Raw genomic sequence first — 18,338 nt, forward strand, 5'->3', positions numbered from 1 at the left:
TCTCTCCAGACTGGGAGACGGTCTCGTGCCCCGGACGCTGCGCAGCACGAAGTGATGCGCTGCAGAGCCGGGACCCATCTCACAGCAGAGTGTTTGGCCTTTCTGGGTCCCGGCTCTGCGCAGCGGCGTTTCACGCTGCAGCGCGTCCGGGACACGAGAGTGACGTGGACGCAGCCATGCCCTTCGCCCAATCGACGCGCCCGCGATTGTGCCCTATGTTGCCGCGATCCCCCTCCACATGCACAAAAACAACAATGATGTACCTGGAAACGCCGCCGCGCCTGATCGAAACCAAGATCTTCTCCGCCATGCCCGACCAATTCCGCCGCAAGGGCGTGCGGACCGATTGGGCCGAGGCCAATCGGCCGGGTGTGCCGACCGATAGTTTCATCGAAGGGCCGTCGTTCGACAAAGACGGCAACCTCTATATCGTCGACATTCCCTTCGGCCGCATCTTCCGCATCGCGCCTGATGGCGGGTGGTCGCTCGTGATCGAATATGAGGGCTGGCCGAACGGGTTGAAGATCGCCGCCGACGGCCGCATCCTCGTGGCCGACTACATGCACGGCATCATGGAGCTCGACGCCGGGGCGGGGCGCATCAGGCCCATCCTGACCGCGCGCAATTCAGAATCGTTCCGTGGCTGCAACGATCTGCATCTCGCCTCCAACGGCGACATCTTGTTCACCGATCAGGGCCAGACCGGTCTGCACGACGCAAGCGGCCGCGTCTATCGCCTGACGCCAAGCGGCCGGCTCGATTGCCTTGTTGACACCGGCATCAGCCCGAACGGCCTGGTGCTCGATCCCAGCGAAACCGTGCTGTTCGTCGCCATGACGCGCGACAACGCGGTGTGGCGGTTGCCGTTCATGAAGGACGGCAGCGTGTCGAAGGTCGGCCGCTTCTGCTCGCTGTTCGGCACCAGCGGTCCTGATGGCATGACCATGGACGCGGCCGGTCGCCTGTTCGTCGGCCACGCCTCGCTCGGCCACGTCTTCGTGTTCGCGCCGAACGGAGAGCTGATCGCGCGGATCAAGTCCTGCGCGGGTCCGAGCTGCACCAATGTCGCCATCGGTGGCGTCAAGAAAGATCGGCTCTATATCACGGAGTCAGGGACCGGCAGCGTGCTGGTTGCGGATATCAGCGGACTGTGAGCTTTGACATGAACGCAAAACCCTTCGGCAAGACCGGCGCGAACGTCTCCGTCATCGGGCAGGGCACCTGGTATCTCGACCATGGCGACCGCAAGCGCGCGATCGCGGCGCTTCAGCGCGGGCTCGATCTCGGCATGACCCACATCGACACCGCCGAGATGTACGGCGATGCCGAGCTCGTCATCGCCGATGCGATCGCAGGCCGCCGCGATGAAGTGTTCCTGGTTTCAAAGGTGCTGCCGAGCAACGCCTCGCGCGGCGGCACCATCACGGCGTGCGAACGCTCGCTGAAGCGGCTGAAGGCCGATCGTCTCGACTGCTATCTGCTGCACTGGCGCGGTTCCTATCCGCTCGAGGACACGGTTGCCGCGTTCGAAGAGTTGGTGAAGGCCGGCAAGATCAAATCCTGGGGCGTCTCCAATTTCGACGCCGACGATCTCGACGAAATTCTCGACGTCTCCGGCGAAGGCCGCATCGCCTGCAATCAAGTGCTTTATCATCTGAAGGAGCGCGCGATCGAGCATGCGGTGATCCCGTGGTGCGAGAAGCGTGGCGTTGCTGTCGTTGCATACTCTCCGTTCGGCCACGACGATTTTCCCGCAAGCAACAGCAAGGGAGGCGCGGTGCTGGCACGCATCGCGGAGGCGCGTCGTGTGACACCGCGGCAGGTCGCGCTGAGCTTCCTCACCCGTGCAACTACGGTGTTCGCGATCCCGAAGGCGTCGTCCGCGGAACATGCCGGCGAGAATGCGGCGGCCGGCGATCTCGTGCTGACGAAAGAGGAGATTTCGGCGCTCGATGCGGCGTTTCCGCGCGGTCCGAAGCCGCGCAGTCTGCCCATGTTGTAGTGCACAAACGCCTATTATTAATGGAGTATTGACGCGCGGGGTCGTCAGCGCATATCGGCATCCTGTTTTCAGAAGTTGTGAAAGCGGCGCATTTGTCGTTTTTTACGATCGTTCCCGAATCGTAGTTTTCCCAGGTTCCAGCCGTGACACCGCCGCCCGCCGCAGCCGCAAGGCTCGACAGTATTCCCATGCCCGTGCCGGAGAAGAAGCAGGAGGCTCGCCGCGCGCCTGCGCGCGTCGATCATCCCTTCAAGGGCATCGCGCTGGTGCTGCTGTCGACGGTATTCCTCGGCTGCTCCGACGTCACCGCAAAGTATCTGTCGACGAGCCTGCCGTCGATCGAGATCACCTGGATCCGCTTCGTCACGTTCGCGCTGATGTTCACGCCGGTGATGCTGCCGGGCTCGCCGCTGCGTGCGATGCGCACCGATCGCCTCGGCCTGCAATTGATGCGCGGCGTCGCGCTGCTCGGCTCCTCGCTGTTCTTCATCACCGGTCTCCGTTTCCTCCCCATCGCGGAAGCCTCGGCCACCGGCTTCGTCTCGCCGCTGTTCGTCACCGCGCTGTCGATCATCTTCCTGAGCGAGAAGGTCGGCATGCGCCGCTGGATCGCGACCGCGATCGGTCTCATCGGCGTGATGATCATCCTGCGTCCGGGCTCAAATGCGTTTCACGCCGCCGCGTTCTTCCCGATCATCTCGGCATTCTGCTGGGCCGCTGCGCTGATCCTGACGCGCATGATGAGCGGGCGCGAAGCCGTCCTCACCACCATGGCCTATTCGGCGCTCACGGGCGTTGCGATCCTCAGCCTGATGGTGCCGTTCGTCTGGGTGACGCCGAACTGGACCGCGATCGGGCTCGGCATCGTGATCGGCGTCGCGTCGACCGTGGGCCAGTGGATCATCGTGCTGGCCTATCGCTACGGCGATGCCTCGGTGCTGGCGCCGTTCTCGTACACGCAGTTGCTGTGGGTCAGCATTCTGGGCTTCTTCCTGTTCGGCGAAGTGCCTGACGTCTGGACCGTCACTGGCGCTGCCTTCATCGTCGCCAGCGGTCTATACATCGCCCATCGCGAGCGCATCCGCCGCGCCCAGCTGCTGGTGCTGGAAGAGCGTTCCCCGAACCCCTGACGCAAGTTCGCGTGTCCCGCTTCGTGCTATCAACGGTTCCAACAACACGGGAGGAGCCGGATGCGCGCTGCGATTTTCAGGAACGGTGAGATTGTCGTCGACCGGATGGCCGAGCCGAAGCCGGGCCCCGGCCAGGTGTTGGTCAGGACGCTCGCCTGCGGCATCTGCGGCTCCGACCTTCACGCGCGCCTGCATGCCCCCCGCATGGTGGAGATGGCGAGGAAGACCGGCCGCAAGCCGATGGATCTCGCCCGCGACGTCGTGTTCGGGCATGAGTTCTGCTGCGAGATCGTCGATTACGGTCCCGGAGCCGCGCGCAAGCTCAAGCCCGGCACCCGCGTCTGCTCGCTGCCGGCGCTCGTGACGCCGCAGGGCATCGAGGGCATCGGCTATTCCAACGACAATATCGGCGGCTATGCCGAGGCGATGCTGCTCAGCGAGCCCCTGCTGCTTGAGGTGCCCAATGGTCTCGCGCCCGAACATGCGGCGCTAACCGAGCCGCTCGCCGTCGGCGTCCACGCCGTGGCGAAAGCCAACATCCGTGGCGGCGAGGTGCCGCTCGTGATCGGCTGCGGCCCGGTCGGGCTCGCGGTGATCGCCGCGCTGAGGATCAAGGGTCTGCATCCGATCGTCGCTGCCGACTATTCGCCGGCGCGGCGTGCACTGGCCGCAAAGCTGGGGGCCGATATCGTCGTCGATCCCAGGGTGACGCAGCCCTATGCGACCTGGGCCGAGCACGCGCAGATGTCGGAGGCCGAGAAGGCGGCGCGCCCGCCGTTGCAGGCCATGCTGCCGGCACTGAAGCCCGCAATCATCTTCGAATGTGTCGGCGTGCCCGGCCTGTTGCAGCAGGTGTTCGAGGGCGCCCCGCGTGATGCGCGCATCGTGGTGGTCGGCGTCTGCATGGAGACCGACAGGAGCGAACCCATGCTCGGCATCATGAAGGAGCTCAATGTCCAATATGTGCTCGGCTACACGCCGGATGAGTTCGCAGCGTCACTGCGCCTGATCGCGGAAGGGCAGGTGGATGCGGCGGCGATGGTCACCGCCGAGGTCGGTCTCGACGGCGTCGCAAAGGCGTTCGCTGATCTCGCCAATCCTGAGGCGCACACCAAGATCATCGTGCAGCCGTGGAAATAGGGAACGGCTGAAGCACGCCGCCATCGGGTTTCGCGGCGACGTCGGCATCGCTCATCTGGGCGATCACGGCCCGGCGGTCGACGATCGCCTGATGGAATTGCGCCAGCACGAGACCGAAGGCGGTGAGGTCGCCGTCTTCGATGGCGCCGTCCTCGTGACAGGCCAGCGTCTCGCGCAGGATGTCGTCGGCTGCGCTCTGCATCGCCGCGAGATCGTCGAGCGACGTCGCCTCCCGCACGCTCGAGATCGCGTTGAGCAGGCGGTCGCGATGCAGCGCGTTCTCGCTGCGCTCCTCGCGCCGCAGATAGTGCCGCAGCCACGCGGCCACCGAGCCGAAGCCCGAGAGCAGCAGCACCACGCCCCAGATGTAGTCGCTGTACTTGTCCATGAAGCTGCGCTCGTTGCCGTCGATATAGGCGGCAGCTCCCGGATGGGCCGGCAGCGCGGCGTCTTTGTCGGTGTCAGGCTTCTGGATGTGGCTGGCGCCGGGCAAGTCCTTCACGAGCGACTGACGGACCGTAAACAGCTCGCGGGTGAAGGCAGCGACCGTGTCCTCGGACAATGAAGCAGGCGCGACGATCAGATGATTGACGGCGATGGTGTCGATCTTGTCGTCCGGCCGCTGCGGCGTCGTGGAAAATGCGCTCGCGGGAATTTCTTCGGATTCGTAGAGCGGATGCCGCTCTGCGATGGCGTCGGAGACGTCGACGGACAGGAACTTGGGCTCGCCGCGCAGGCGTGCGGTGGTGGCGATCGTGCTTGCGATCGCCTTGTCGTCGAGTGCGCCCACCATCATGAAGGCGTCGAGCGTTGAGTCCTGGGCCATCTCGGAGATGCGGTCGATACCGAACTGTGCGATCGTGACCTTCTGCGGATTGACGCCTGACTCGGCGAGGATGACACGGAGCAGATTGAGATTGGCATCGCCAAGGCCGACGACACCGATGCGGCGCCCGGTGAGGGAGGCGATCTCCATGATCTTCGGCCTGGCGGCACCCTTGCGCGCCGCTGGCGCCCACAACACCACGAAATTCCGCCGGAGGATCGCCACCGAATTGGTGTCGGCCGGCATGGCGGAGTCGCCGCGAGCCACCGCAAGGTCGGCCTTGCCGGCGCCGAGCAGATTGAGGCTTTGCAGTGTGCCGTCGGTCTCGATCGGCACGGGTCGCACCGCGCCACCCCTGGCGTCGAACGCCTTCGCCACGGCCGCAATCAGCGCCTGGTCGTCACTGCCGGCTGGCCCGACCGCGATGCGTAGCGTCGCCGGCTGCCAGACCCAGTAGGCGAGGGCAAGAGCGACCGTGAGCACCGAGAGCACGCTTGCGAGCGCGAGCCACGGGCCAAAGCGATTGCGGCGGCGAGACGACGCGTCTCTCCTCACGCTCAGATCGCTCGGCACGGGCATCTCGCTTTCCTCATCGGCAAGCTCGCCCGACGGCAGGCGCGGCGGGTGCCGTCAGTATTTCGAAGGCACGTACATCTCCGGCGGAATCGGTCCGCGGTGGTAGTCGGGGTTGCGGACGCGCGGCGGCAGCACCACGGGCACGCGGGCGACCTCCTGGTACGGCATCTGGCTGAGCAGATGCGCGATGCAGTTGAGGCGGGCGCGCTTCTTGTCGACGGCGTCGACGATCCACCATGGCGAGTCCGGCAGATGCGTGTGCTCCAGCATCGTCTCCTTGGCCTTGGTGTACGCCTCCCAGCGGCTGCGCGCCTCGACATCCATCGGGCTCAGCTTCCACTGCTTCAGCGGATCCCTGATGCGCATGCTGAAGCGGAACTGCTGCTCGTCGTCAGTGATCGAGAACCAGTATTTGACCAGGATGATGCCGGAGCGGATCAGCATCCGTTCGAACTCCGGCACCGTCTTGAAAAATTCCTGGTATTGCTCCTCGGAGCAGAAGCCCATCACGCGCTCGACGCCGGCGCGGTTGTACCAACTGCGGTCGAACAGCACGATCTCGCCGCCGGCGGGCAAATGCGAGACGTAGCGCTGGAAGTACCATTGCGTGCGCTCGCGCTCGCTCGGGGCGGGGAGCGCGGCGACACGGCAGATGCGGGGATTGAGACGCTGGGTGATACGCTTGATGACGCCGCCCTTGCCGGCGGAGTCGCGGCCCTCGAACAGCACCACGACCTTCTTCTTCTCGCTCTGCACCCAGTCCTGGAGCTTGACCAGTTCGCCCTGGAGGCGGAGCAATTCCCGGAAATAGAGCCTGCGATCTACCGTCGGGCGGAGCGCGTCCGTCTCGTCCAGCAGCTCGTCGAGCCTGCTGTCATCGAGCTCCATCTCCAGTTCTTCGTCGAGATCGTCGGTCATTTCCCGGATGATGCGCTCGCGTTTGGCCATTTCAGGGGTGCGGTCGGATGCGGTCATGGGTCCTTCTTTCGGCAGGGTGCCTGTCGCCCGTGACCATCGGCGGGGTTTATTGCGCCCATGTGACACCGGTTCCGAAATAGCCCGGCGGAGCCGTCAGACCGGCAGGGCGATCGAATATTTGACCTGGCTCAGCGCAAAGCTCGACTCGATCGAGGCAATGCCGTCGAGCCGGGTCAGCTTGGTCTTCAGGAAGGTCTCGTAGGAGGCGAGGTCGGCCGCCACCACGCGCAGGAGATAGTCGCGGTTGCCGGTCATCAGATAGCACTCCAGCACCTCGTCCCATTTCGAGATCGCGCGCGCGAAACGATTCAGATCCTCCTCCTTCTGCCGCGCCAGCTTGATCGAGATGAAGACGCTGACATGCAGCCCCAGCGCCTTCTGGTCGACGGTCGCGATGTAGCGGCTGATGACGCCGCGCTCCTCCAGCAGCTTGACCCGGCGATGGCAGGGCGACACCGAGAGCCCGACCTTGTCGGCCAGCTCCTGCATGGTCAGCCGGCTGTCGTTCTGGAGCAAAGCAAGGATTTTCCGGTCGATGGCGTCGAGGTCTGGCATTGGGATGAAACCTGTCTGAAGTGCTGATCCATTGGTAAAGTATCCCAATATTTGAGGGCATGGCGCGAAAAATTGAGAAGTTTGGCGCCGCCCGCAGGCGTATCATCGTCGGACCTGTTTCCGGGAGCCATTGTGATGCCCGTTGATACCGCCCGTCTGGACACGTTGACCGCGCTGGCCCGCAAGGCGCTGTGGCTGTCGTCATGGACCATCCATCACGCCAACCACATCCGCGCCAACGCGGACGGGCTCAAGGTCGGGGGCCATCAGGCCTCGTCCGCCTCGCTCGCCACCATCATGTCGGCGCTGTATTTTAGCGTCCTGCGCCCTGAGGATCGCGTCGCGGTGAAGCCGCATGCGAGCCCGGTGTTCCACGCCATCCAGTATCTGTTCGGCCGGCAGACGCGCGAGAAGCTGGAGAACTTTCGCGGGTTCAAGGGCGCGCAGTCCTATCCCTCGCGCACCAAGGATGTCGACGACGTCGATTTCTCCACCGGCTCCGTCGGCCTCGGTGTCGCGCAGACGCTGTTTGCCTCGCTGGTGCAGGACTACGTCAAGGCGCATGGCTGGATGAAGGATCGCCGCGAAGGGCGGATGATTGCCCTCGTCGGCGATGCCGAGATGGACGAGGGCAACATTTTCGAGGCGCTCGCCGAAGGCTGGAAGCACGGTCTGCGCAACACCTGGTGGGTGGTCGACTACAACAGGCAGTCGCTCGACGCCGTCGTGCGCGAGGGGCTCTGGGAAAAGTTCGAGACCATGTTCCGCAATTTCGGCTGGGACGTGGTGATCGTGAAATATGGCCGCCTGATGCGCGAGGCCTTTGCCGAGCCCGGCGGCGAGGCGCTTAAAGCTTGGATCGACAATTGCCCGAACGCGCTCTACGCGGCGCTGTGCTTCCAGGGCGGCGCCGCCTTCCGCAAGCATCTGCACGACGAGATCGGCGACCAGGGCCCGATCACCAAGCTGATCGACAGGCGCAGCGACGAGGAGCTGCTGGCGCTGATGTCGAACCTCGGCGGCCACGACATGGCGAGCATGCTGGAGGCGTTCGAGTCGATCGATCACGATCGCCCGGTCTGCTTCATCGCCTACACCATCAAGGGCGTCGGCCTGCCGTTCCAGGGCCACAAGGACAACCACGCCGGCCTGATGACGGTCGCGCAGATGGAGAAATATCGCGAGAGCCAGAACATCCGTCCGGGCCACGAATGGGACAAGTACGAAGGCCTCGCGCAGAACGCCGCCGAGCTCGACGCCTTCCTCGCGCGCGTGCCGTTCAACCAGGATGGCCGCCGGCTTACCGCGCCTGTTATCGAGGTGCCCCAGCAGCTGGCGTTCAAGCCGTCGACCCAGATGTCGACCCAGCAGGGCTTTGGCCTCGTGCTGAACGAGATCGCGCGCGGCGACAGCGAACTCGCACAGCGCATCGTCACGACCTCGCCCGACGTCACGGTCTCGACCAATCTCGGTCCGTGGGTGAACCGGCGCGGCCTGTTCGCGCGCGGCGAGAAGGCGGATTTATTCCGCAGCGAGAAAATTCCCTCCACGTTCAATTGGGACTTCTCGCCCAAGGGGCAGCATCTCGAGCTCGGCATCGCGGAGATGAACCTGTTCATCATGCTCTCGGCGCTGGGCCTGTCGCACCAGATCAACGGCGAGCGGCTCTTGCCGGTCGGCACCCTCTACGATCCCTTCATCGAGCGCGGCCTCGATGCATTGAACTACGCCTGCTACCAGGATGCGCGCTTCATGGTGGCGGCGACGCCTTCGGGCATCACGCTGGCGCCTGAAGGCGGTGCGCACCAGTCGATCGCGACGCCGTTGATCGGCATGGCGCAGGACGGGCTCGCCTCGTTCGAGCCGGCTTTCGTCGACGAACTCGCCGTGATCATGGCTTGGGGCTTCAATCACATGCAGCGCGATCCGGGCGAGGGCGGCTCGGTCTATTTGCGGCTCTCGACGCGCAGCATCGAGCAGGCGCAGCGGATCATGACGCCGGAGCTTGCGCAGGGCATCACCGACGGCGCCTATTGGCTGCGCAAGCCGGGGCCCAATGCCGAACTCGTGATCGCCTATACCGGCGCGGTCGCGCCCGAAGCGATCGAGGCGACCGGCTTCATCGGCGAGAGCCGCCGCGACATCGGCCTGCTCGCGATCACCTCGGCGGATCGTCTGCATGCGGGTTGGACCGCTGCGCGGAAATTGCGGCGCGATCGGCGGGGTGTGCAGCATCTCAGCCACATCGAAAAGCTGCTCGCGCCGCTGCCGCGCGACTGCGGCATCGTGACCGTGATCGACGGCCATCCCTCCGCGCTCGGCTGGCTCGGCAGCGTTCGCGGCCATCGCGTCGAGGCGCTCGGCGTCGAGCAGTTCGGCCAGACCGGCACCATCGCGGACCTCTACCGCCATTACGGCATCGATGCGAACGCCATCATCGATGCGGCGGAAAGCCTCACCACCGGCGCACCGGTGCTGCATCGGAAGATGGCGGTGTAGTTGAGGTAACTGCCCTGTCATTCCGGGGCGACGCGTAGCGTCGAGCCCGGAATCCATACTCCCGATCGTGGTTATGGATTCCGGGCCCGCGCCAAGTGGCGCGTCCCGGATTGACACCTGAGGGAGCCTTGCCTCGTTCCCGCCATCGGCTCATATATCCTCCGTCCGCCGCAACGCTGGCCCCGCATATGGCGGGTTCAATTGCCGGCGCTTTCGTGCAAGGATGCCTGCCGAAACGCCCCCTCCAAGCCCCCAAGAAGAGGTTTACGATGGTCAATCGCATGCAATTCTACATCGACGGCGCCTGGGTCGATCCCGCCGTCAAGAAGTCCACCGCCGTGGTCAATCCCGCGACGGAAGAGGCGATGTACGAGGTTGCGCTGGGCTCCAAGGCTGACGTCGACAAGGCCGTCACTGCTGCCAAGCGCGCCTTTGCAACTTTCTCCCAGACCAGCCGCGAGGAGCGCGTCGCGCTGCTCACGAAAGTCATCGAGGTCTACAAGGGCCGGCTCAAGGAGATCGGCGCCGCCGTCTCCGACGAGATGGGCGCGCCGCTGCCGATGGCGGAGAAGCTCCAGGCCGGCGCCGGCCTCGGCCACCTCATGACCACGCTCGACGTGCTCAAGAACTATCATTTCGAGGAACCGGTCGGCACCGCCATGGTGCTGCGCGAGCCGGTCGGCGTGGTCGGCATGATCACGCCCTGGAACTGGCCGCTCAACCAGATCGCCTGCAAGGTCGCGCCTGCGCTCGCCGCCGGCTGCACCATGATCCTGAAGCCGTCGGAGTTCACCCCGACCTCGGCTTTGATCTTCGCGGAAATCCTCCACGAAGCGGGTGTGCCGAAGGGCGTGTTCAACCTCGTCAACGGCCTCGGCCCCGAGGTCGGCGCCGCCATGAGCGAGCATCCTGATATCGACATGATCTCGTTCACCGGCTCGACCCGCGCCGGCATCGACGTGGCCAAGCGCGCCGCGCCGACCGTGAAGCGCGTCAGCCAGGAGCTCGGCGGCAAGTCGCCGAACGTCATCCTCGAAGGTGCCGACCTGACCAAGGCGGTGACCGGCGGCGTGATGCACATGTTCAACAACTCCGGCCAGTCCTGCAACGCACCCTCGCGCATGATCGTGCCGCTGTCGAAGATGAAGGAAGTCGCTGCGATCGCGAAGGCTGTCGCCGACAAGACCAAGGCCGGTGATCCCCGCGCTGAAGGCACTACCATTGGTCCGGTCGTCAACCGCGGCCAGTGGGACAAGATCCAGGGCCTCATCAAGAAGGGCATCGACGAGGGCGCAACGCTCGTCGCCGGCGGCCCGGGCCTGCCTGAGGGCGTCAACAAGGGCTTCTACGTCCGTCCGACCATCTTCGCCGACGTCACTCCCGACATGACGATCGCCCGTGAAGAGATCTTCGGACCGGTGCTGACCATCATCGGCGCCAAGGACGAGTCTGAGGCCGTGCACATCGCCAACGACACGCCGTATGGCCTTGCCGGCTACGTCTCGGGCGCCTCGGTGGAGGACGCCAAGCGCGTCGGCCGGCAGATCCGCGCCGGCAACGTCAACCTCCAGGGCGTGCCCAACGACCGCTCCGCGCCGTTCGGCGGCTACAAGCAGTCGGGCAACGGCCGCGAGTGGGGCAAGTACGGCCTCGAGGACTTCCTCGAAGTGAAGGCCGTTGCGGGCTTCAACGCGGCGTAAGTTTTTTCGCCTGAACGAACAAAGCGCCGGAGCGGGAGACCGCTCCGGCGTTTTTCGTTTTGTCGACGTGTCTGCAACGCGGGAATTCGTAGGCTGGGCAAAGGAGCGTAGCGACGTGCCCACCATTCCGCGACGAACAAGAAGCGGTGGGCACGCTTTCGCTTTGCCCACCCTACGAGACCGTCTCTGCGTAACGCCTATCCCCCGACCGCGCCTTGCGTGTTCACATACAGCGCGTAGATCGACTGGCTTGCCGCCATGAACAGGCGATTGCGCTTGACGCCGCCGAAGCAGAGATTGGCGCAGCGCTCAGGCAGCGCGATGCGGCCGATCATGACGCCGTCGGGCGCGAATACGACGACGCCGTCGAGCTCGGGATCGCCCATGCCCCAGCCGCACCAGAGATTGCCGTCGATGTCGCAGCGCATGCCGTCCGGTGTGCCCGGGCCGGCATCGATGTGGACGCGCTTGTTGGAGATCGTGGTGCCGTCAAGCGAGACGTCATAGGCGAGGATCTTTCGGTTCGGCACGCCGCGCGATTCCACGACATACAGAATCGTCTCGTCGGGCGAGAAGCACAGCCCGTTGGGGCCGAGCACGCCTTCGGCGACGATGGTCGCCTTGCCCGTTGCAGGATCGAGCCGATAGACGTTCGGCTCGATCTCGGGCTCGGCCTTGTAACCCTCGTAATTGCCGAGCAGGCCGAAGGTCGGATCGGTGAACCAGATCGATCCGTCGGACTTCACCACGACGTCGTTCGGCGAGTTCAGCGGCTTGCCGCCGAACGAATCCATCAGCACGGTGATGCTGCCGTCATATTCGGTGCGCACCACGCGGCGGCCGCCATGCTCGCAGGTGACGAGCCGGCCCTGACGATCCCTGGTGTTGCCGTTGGCGAAATTCGAGGGCTTTCGGAAGACCGAGACGGTTCCGGTCTCCTCCTCCCATTTGATGATGCGCTGGTTCGGGATGTCGCTGCACAGGAGATAGCGGCCGTCGCCGAACCACACGGGCCCCTCGGCCCAGCGCAGGCCGGTCGCCAGCCGCTCCACCGCCGACAGCTTCAGCCAGTATTTTTCGAAGCGGGGGTCCAGTGCTTTTATCGCCGGATCGGGGTAATAGGTCGCCGGCCGCCAGCCTTGAGTGTGGGACGATGCATCGTTCATGTGCAGGTCTCTTTGTTGCGTTCCCTCTGTCCAAGTCTGCTAGCATCAGTTATCTACGGCCGCAAATCGGTCACCACAGGCGAGGGAAGACATGCCGCGTATTTTGATGACGGGAGCTTCGGGCGGAATCGGCACGAGCCTGCGAAAGCTGCTGCCGCCGATCTATCCGGATCTCCTGCTCTCCGACATCAAGCCGCCAGCCGATCTCGGCGCGAACGAACAATTCAAGGCGGCGGATCTCGCCGATCTCGCGCAGTGCGAGGCGATCTGCGAGGGCGTCGACGGCATCATCCATTTCGGCGGCTATTCGGTCGAAGGCACCTGGGACCAAATCCTCCAGGCCAACATCATCGGCGGCTACAATCTGTTCGAGGCCGCCTACCGCAAGGGCGTCAAGCGCGTGGTGTTCGCCTCGTCCAACCACGCCGTCGGCTTCTATCCCCGCCACCACAACATCGGGACCGACGTCACCCCGCGCCCCGACGGCCGTTATGGCGTCAGCAAGGTGTTCGGCGAGGCCGTCGGCGCGCTCTACGCCGACAAGCATGGCCTGAAGGTGACCTGCCTGCGCATCGGCAATTTCGGCGACATGCCGCTCGACCAGCGCCGGCTCTCGATCTGGCTGAAGCCCGACGACCTCGTGCAGCTCTGCCGCATCGGGCTCGAACATCCCGACATCCATTTCGAGGTCTTCTACGGCGCCTCCCTCAACGAGCGCGCCTGGTGGGACAACCACCGCGCCTACGAATTCGGCTATCGCCCGACGGGGCGCGCCGAGGATTTCCGCGAGCACGCGATGGCCGAGCAGGCCAAGCTGAAGCCGGATCCGGTCGGCGACCACTACCAGGGCGGCGCGTTCTGCAGCAATGAGTTCGACGGCGATGCGAGCCGCATCATTGATTGGAGTAAGCGCTGAAATGCCATGCCCCCTCTCTACAGTCATGAGGTGAGGGGGCCTCTCCGCGGCACTCGCGCCGGCATGCAGCCTAGTCCATGCCTTCATCGGGAATGTTCAAGACGGTGCCACAAGCTTTGCAATGCACCGCGTCGACATCGTGGCGCTGCAGGGCGCAAACCGGACAGGGGAAGCGTACCTTGGAGGGCGCGAGCAGTGCCTTGGCGAGATTCAGGAAAAGGGTCACGCCAAAGATCATGATGACGACGGTGATCAGGCGGCCGACGGTCCCGGGCAAGGTGATGTCGCCGAAGCCGGTCGTGGTCAGTGCGGTGACCGTGAAGTAGAGCGCGTCGGCATAGTTGGCGATCTGATGATTGTGAGACTTCTGCGTCTCGTAGACGATCCCGGTCATCACGAAAATAAACACGCCGAGGTTCACGACGGCAAAAACAACTTCCTCGTTTCGCCGGAAGAAGGGGCTGTCGACCCGGAGGCGCGCTACCATCTGGTAGTCGCGCAGCAGCCGCAATGTTCGAAATGCGCGCAAGAAGCCGCCGGCCTCTCCGGCGAGCGGCGCAAGGAACGAGATGATGACGACGATGTCGGTCCAGGTCGAAAGCCGCGCCAGGTCGTGCAGCGGCTGACGGCTGATGATCATCCGTGCGGCGAAGTCCGCAAGGATCAGGACGCCGAACACGACATCGAGCGACTCGACGGCCCTGTTGCGAGGCAGGAACGAGGTCGCGATGATGAACAGAACCGTGACGACGTCCAGCGCAAGCAGGGCGTATCGGAATTTTATGCAGCCGAACGTGTCGCCTTCGTAAAGTTGCCGGATCCTGCCCTTCAGGGCCTCAAATGGGACGGCGACGACGTCGAGCGGCCCATGTCCCTTCGTACTGTTGCGATAAAATGCCATGGTCAGCGACCGCCGCGCCTATCTCGGTAGCCTACGCTTCCGAAGGATCGAGCATTTCGCCAATCTTGTTGACGGCGACATTGATCGACATGCCCAAATAGTCGCCGGGATCGCCGAACCACGAGCCAGTCAGCGGCACGGCCTGGCCCGGATGCCGCGCAATGGCCACCGGAATGAGGTCGAATCCGGCGCTCAGACTGTTGGTTGGATCGTAATCCAGCCAGCCGGCACCGGGCAGGAATACCTGCACCCATGCGTGGGTCGCGCCGGAGCCGGTCATGCCCACGGCACCGCCATCGAGCGCCGCATCATAGAGATAACCGCTGACGAAGCGAGCGGCGAAGCCGAGCCGGCGCAACGTCTCGATCATCAGCCAGGCGAAGTCCCGGCAAGTGCCCGATTTCGTGCGCAGCGTTTCGCCGGGTGACTGTGTGCCTTCGGCATCTCTGCCGCGATAGTTGAAGTCGCTGCGAAACTTGCCGAGCATTCGGCGCAGCACGTCGGCGGTCCGATCCTGATCGCCGGCAACGAAGCTCTTGGTCCACGCCGCATGGCTGCCGTCTGCATCGTCGGCATGCGGGCGCAGGTAACCGGCAAGGTCGGTCCATTCGTCCGGGGTGTACTGCACGGGGACCTCCTCGGCCCGGGGCTCCAGCGGAAATGTCTCCAGACCCTTGATGCCGAAATAGACGCCACGAACCCTAAACGTGAATGTCAGCTCGCTGCCGGGTTCGCTGAAGTCCATCACCGTGACGGCATTGGAGCGGGAGTCGGTGACCCAATGCACCTTTGACGGCAGGCTGGTAGCAGCGGACCAGCGAAGCAGCCGGGTCGCGGCGCCGCGCCGCGGCAGGAACATCGCCCGGTGCGTGCCGAACGTCACCGGCTTTGCATAGCGGTAGGTCGTGGTGTGCGTGATCTCGCCAATGATCGCCATGCATTGATCCGCTTCGCGTTGCGGAGCGCATTGAGCGCCTTCCCGCGCAAGAGAGAGCAGGCGCCAGCTTTCGGCCCGGCCGCTTCCACCCATTGATCTAGATCAACGTCGTTCCCGGGATCGTCTGGCCCATCAAGCGATCACGCATTCCTTCAGACGTTGATGTGCAAACCGACCGAATGGAGCGATGGACATGGGTATCCTTTGGACGATCATCATTGGATTTATCGTCGGCGTGGTCGCGAAATTCATCATGCCCGGTGACAAGTCCGAGCCCACGGGGTTCATCCTGACGACGGTCTTGGGAATCGTCGGCGCGTTCGTCGCGACCTGGCTCGGTCAAGCCGTGGGCTGGTATCATTTCGGAGAGGCCGCCGGCTTCATCGGCAGCGTGGTCGGAGCCATCATCCTCCTCTTCCTGTACGGCCTTGTCATGGGTCGTCAGGGGCGCGCTTGAAAATCACGCTATCAGCCGTCGCGATGCTCGCGATGATCGTCTCAGAGCCTGCGCGAGCCGGAGCGCTCAGCGACGCCGAGGCGACGTTCCTCGACCAGCTCGTCACCGCATCCGTGGTGCTGGAGCAGCGATGCGACGGTTACGAGGTCGATGGCGCCGGCGGCGTTCAGCTCGGCGCGCGGCTTCTCGGCAGCCCTGAGGCGGCGATGGCCATGATCGACGCCTATGCTGCGGCCATCAAGGCCCGCGACGGCGAGACCTACGATCCCGGTAAATTCCGCCCCGAGGTGTCCGACGCGGCCGGCAAAACGTTCAGGCGCGTCCGGGCGGACTTGATCAAGAACCCGAAAGGAGCCTGCGCCGACTACGGCGATGCCAGCGTGGATCGTGGCCTGCTGAGGCGATACTAAACGGGAACAAGCTCTGATTGAGAATGGCCTGTCACTCGCGCTATGCTATCGTCTGCTCCGGGACGTGCATTTCCCGTCCCAGGCAACAAGAACAGGGAGGATGGCTATGAAGACGTTAGCGATGTCAGCGTTGATCCTTGCTACCTTGTCGGTCGCGCCGGTGAGCGCCGCACCGATCGGCTCCGCGGCTCACCTGAACCCAAACCAAGGTCCCGGATGCTCGCTCTCCGGCGCCGCGGTTGCGAATTGCAAGAACGTCCTCAACTTCAAGTCTTACTACGAGTGCCGCAGTAACCGCATGGAGCGAGGTTGGACTGGCGTTGAGAGCGGCTACTACTGCCGGGCTCTCGACCTCAAATAAGAGCGCGGGTCAGTTCAGAATTTTGGGAGGCCGCCTGCGTTGGCGGCCTCTTCTACCGCGATGAGTGTCAGGCACGCATCCCGATCGCCGGACGAAATGGCGGACCGTCCCAAGGCTGCGGTGCGGCGGCATAGCGGTCGAAGCGCATTGTGTGGCTGGCGAGCCCCTGGCTCATCACGCGGAGGCTGTTCGCATAGCCGAACATCGCTATGAGCGGTACCGTCGCATCGATCGCGACCGTGTCTTCGTCGACGACCCTGGAGTGGGCGGTCCCACGCCGCGATGTCAGGTCGTCAACGATCGATTGCGCGAACGGCGTCGGTGTCACCACTTCGACCTTCATGATCGGCTCAAGCAAGACCGATTCCGCCGTTTGCAGCGCCCTGCGGAACGCGGCATTAGCCGCGATCTCGAAGGCGAGCGGTGAAGAATCGACGTCGTGATACTTGCCGTCGATCAGCTGGACCCTGACGTTCACCACCGGAAAGCCCGCAATCACGCCGCAGGCCAGTACGCTTTCGAGCCCTTTCTCGATCCCGGGCATATATTTGTTCGGTAGCGCATCCACACCAATGTTGCGTTCAAGCTGGTATCCCTCGCCAAGCTCATTCGGCTCGATGGCAAGCTTGACGGCGGCAAACTCCCCCTTAGGCCCGTAGATCTTTTTGTGAGTGTATTCCGCTTCCGCACGTTTGGTCGGATGCTCAAGAAATGCCACCTGCAGGGCACCAATATTGACGGCTATTCCAGAGGTCCGGTTGAGGGCGTCGATCGCGCTCTCGATGTGGTTTTCGTTCGTTCCCTTCAGGATGATCTGAGCGGAGTCTTGATCAACCGACACGGCGAGCGCTCCGTCCTTGGCGGTGAGCTTCAAGAGCGCAGCAACGAGCTTCTCATGATCGGCCCTGGACTTCGCTTCGATGGCGACGTCAACAAGCAGGGGTGGCGTGCTCACATCATGCGGCATTGTAAGACCTGTAGCGTTGCCTTGGTCTAGCGTCAGCTCTCCTCACCCGCAATCCGCGCCAGATAATCCGACTTGCTGAACTGCATGTGATCCACGCACAGCTGCGCCAGCGCCCAGCTGTCGCGGCCCTTCAACAGCTCGATCATCAGCTCGTGCTGGCGCCGCGATTGCGCCAACCCCTCGCGGTCGGCGAGGTTCTTGGCGCGCATCGGCAGCGTCAGGTTCATGTAGTCCTGGAGCGAGCGCACCAGATAGGGATTGCCGCAGGCCGAGAACAGCGCGAGGTGGAAGGCGTCGTTGGCCTCGTGAATGCCGCGCAAATCCTGCACATCTGCCTTCGCGCAATATTGCCGCTGCAGCCCAGTCAGCTCGTCGATCAGGTCTTGCGGCGCGGGCAGGGGGATCATCAGCGCGGCCTGCCGCGTCAGCATCTCGCGGACCTCGTAGATCTGCCGGACTTCCTCGGCCGAGTAGAACCGCACGGTGGCGCCGACGTTCTTCTCGCGGCGGACGATGCCGCGGCGCTCGGCATCGACCAAGGCCTGCCGCACGAAGTGCCGGGAGGTGCCGTAGCGCGACATCAGCGCGTCTTCGGTGAGGCGCGCGCCCGGCGGCAGGCGGCCGAAGATGATGTCCTCTTCCAGCCGCGCGACGACATCGTCCGGATCGTCGCGCCGGACCAGCATGGCGTCTGCGGTGCGGATGTCGGACATGCCCTCAGCCTCCGGCTCATGCCGGTCCGCCTTGTGGAGCAGGGAGAACCCGGATTGTCAATAATTTGTGTCGGATGGCGGTGTCTGGGGCAGAAAGCGCGACG

The 18,338-nt window shown here is 64.2% G+C and carries 17 protein-coding genes; 9 read left to right on the forward strand and 8 right to left on the reverse strand.

From position 1 onward, the window contains the following. Positions 1-257: 257 nt before the first annotated feature. The 4 genes from ABIB99_RS01230 to ABIB99_RS01245 all read left to right on the forward strand — a co-directional run bounded on the left by ABIB99_RS01230 (position 258) and on the right by ABIB99_RS01245 (position 4,272). Entirely contained in the window at positions 258-1,154 is an 897-nt protein-coding gene (locus ABIB99_RS01230) for an SMP-30/gluconolactonase/LRE family protein (protein WP_063984790.1), read from the forward strand. Positions 1,155-1,162: 8 nt separating this feature from the next. Next, positions 1,163-2,002, forward strand: a complete 840-nt coding sequence (locus ABIB99_RS01235) for an aldo/keto reductase (protein ID WP_063984789.1) — start codon at positions 1,163-1,165, stop codon at positions 2,000-2,002. A gap of 188 nt (positions 2,003-2,190) precedes the next feature. Beyond that, complete coding sequence (locus tag ABIB99_RS01240; RefSeq protein WP_187388086.1) at positions 2,191-3,132, forward strand: DMT family transporter; 942 nt, start codon at positions 2,191-2,193, stop codon at positions 3,130-3,132. A gap of 60 nt (positions 3,133-3,192) precedes the next feature. Beyond that, the gene (locus ABIB99_RS01245; RefSeq protein ID WP_231144401.1) at positions 3,193-4,272 is read left to right on the forward strand and encodes a zinc-binding dehydrogenase; all 1,080 of its coding nucleotides are present in this window, start codon (positions 3,193-3,195) and stop codon (positions 4,270-4,272) included. Here ABIB99_RS01245 and ABIB99_RS01250 read toward each other — a convergent pair. The 3 genes from ABIB99_RS01250 to ABIB99_RS01260 form a co-directional block, all read right to left on the reverse strand. Further along, positions 4,250-5,677, reverse strand: a complete 1,428-nt coding sequence (locus ABIB99_RS01250) for a TAXI family TRAP transporter solute-binding subunit (protein WP_063984787.1) — start codon at positions 5,675-5,677, stop codon at positions 4,250-4,252. The genes ABIB99_RS01245 and ABIB99_RS01250 overlap by 23 nt on opposite strands. Before the next feature lie 51 nt (positions 5,678-5,728). Continuing rightward, positions 5,729-6,649 carry a polyphosphate kinase 2 gene (gene ppk2, locus ABIB99_RS01255; RefSeq protein WP_166089860.1) on the reverse strand — a complete coding sequence of 307 codons (921 nt, stop codon included), beginning with the start codon at positions 6,647-6,649 and terminating at the stop codon, positions 5,729-5,731. A gap of 96 nt (positions 6,650-6,745) precedes the next feature. Then, entirely contained in the window at positions 6,746-7,207 is a 462-nt protein-coding gene (locus tag ABIB99_RS01260; protein ID WP_014497003.1) for an Lrp/AsnC family transcriptional regulator, read from the reverse strand. A 135-nt stretch (positions 7,208-7,342) separates the two neighbouring features. Here ABIB99_RS01260 and ABIB99_RS01265 point away from each other — a divergent pair, with 135 nt between their 5' ends. Together ABIB99_RS01265 and ABIB99_RS01270 are read left to right on the forward strand one after the other, a co-directional pair. Further along, entirely contained in the window at positions 7,343-9,706 is a 2,364-nt protein-coding gene (locus tag ABIB99_RS01265) for a thiamine pyrophosphate-binding protein (protein WP_354174492.1), read from the forward strand. A 269-nt stretch (positions 9,707-9,975) separates the two neighbouring features. Continuing rightward, on the forward strand, positions 9,976-11,406 hold the full coding sequence (locus ABIB99_RS01270) for an aldehyde dehydrogenase family protein (RefSeq protein ID WP_247307924.1): 1,431 nt from the start codon (positions 9,976-9,978) through the stop codon (positions 11,404-11,406). Positions 11,407-11,603: 197 nt separating this feature from the next. Here ABIB99_RS01270 and ABIB99_RS01275 read toward each other — a convergent pair whose 3' ends face one another. Continuing rightward, complete coding sequence (locus tag ABIB99_RS01275) at positions 11,604-12,572, reverse strand: SMP-30/gluconolactonase/LRE family protein (RefSeq protein WP_354174494.1); 969 nt, start codon at positions 12,570-12,572, stop codon at positions 11,604-11,606. Between the two features lie 91 nt (positions 12,573-12,663). On the opposite strand from ABIB99_RS01275, the gene ABIB99_RS01280 reads away from it, so the two are divergent. Further along, a complete protein-coding gene (locus ABIB99_RS01280) occupies positions 12,664-13,488 on the forward strand; it encodes an NAD-dependent epimerase/dehydratase family protein (protein WP_063984783.1) in 825 nt (274 codons plus the stop codon). A gap of 70 nt (positions 13,489-13,558) precedes the next feature. Here ABIB99_RS01280 and ABIB99_RS01285 read toward each other — a convergent pair whose 3' ends face one another. Together ABIB99_RS01285 and ABIB99_RS01290 are read right to left on the reverse strand one after the other, a co-directional pair. Beyond that, on the reverse strand, positions 13,559-14,389 hold the full coding sequence (locus tag ABIB99_RS01285; protein ID WP_187387771.1) for a potassium channel family protein: 831 nt from the start codon (positions 14,387-14,389) through the stop codon (positions 13,559-13,561). Between the two features lie 31 nt (positions 14,390-14,420). Next, a complete protein-coding gene (locus ABIB99_RS01290; RefSeq protein ID WP_063984782.1) occupies positions 14,421-15,326 on the reverse strand; it encodes a transglutaminase family protein in 906 nt (301 codons plus the stop codon). Between the two features lie 193 nt (positions 15,327-15,519). On the opposite strand from ABIB99_RS01290, the gene ABIB99_RS01295 reads away from it, so the two are divergent. Together ABIB99_RS01295 and ABIB99_RS01300 are read left to right on the forward strand one after the other, a co-directional pair. Then, entirely contained in the window at positions 15,520-15,783 is a 264-nt protein-coding gene (locus ABIB99_RS01295) for a GlsB/YeaQ/YmgE family stress response membrane protein (RefSeq protein ID WP_063986569.1), read from the forward strand. 23 nt (positions 15,784-15,806) lie between these two features. After that, positions 15,807-16,193, forward strand: a complete 387-nt coding sequence (locus ABIB99_RS01300) for a hypothetical protein (RefSeq protein WP_371496045.1) — start codon at positions 15,807-15,809, stop codon at positions 16,191-16,193. Positions 16,194-16,621: 428 nt separating this feature from the next. Here the strand turns inward: ABIB99_RS01300 and ABIB99_RS01305 are convergent, their stop codons facing one another. Both ABIB99_RS01305 and ABIB99_RS01310 read right to left on the reverse strand, forming a co-directional pair. Continuing rightward, complete coding sequence (locus ABIB99_RS01305; RefSeq protein WP_063984779.1) at positions 16,622-17,521, reverse strand: translation factor GTPase family protein; 900 nt, start codon at positions 17,519-17,521, stop codon at positions 16,622-16,624. Positions 17,522-17,553: 32 nt separating this feature from the next. Further along, positions 17,554-18,234 (reverse strand): GntR family transcriptional regulator, encoded by a 681-nt coding sequence (locus ABIB99_RS01310; RefSeq protein ID WP_063984778.1) that lies wholly within the window; start codon positions 18,232-18,234, stop codon positions 17,554-17,556. Between the last annotated feature and the right edge of the window lie 104 nt (positions 18,235-18,338).

Source organism: Bradyrhizobium sp. LA6.1, assembly GCF_040547805.1.
GTDB classification, from domain to species: domain Bacteria; phylum Pseudomonadota; class Alphaproteobacteria; order Rhizobiales; family Xanthobacteraceae; genus Bradyrhizobium; species Bradyrhizobium barranii.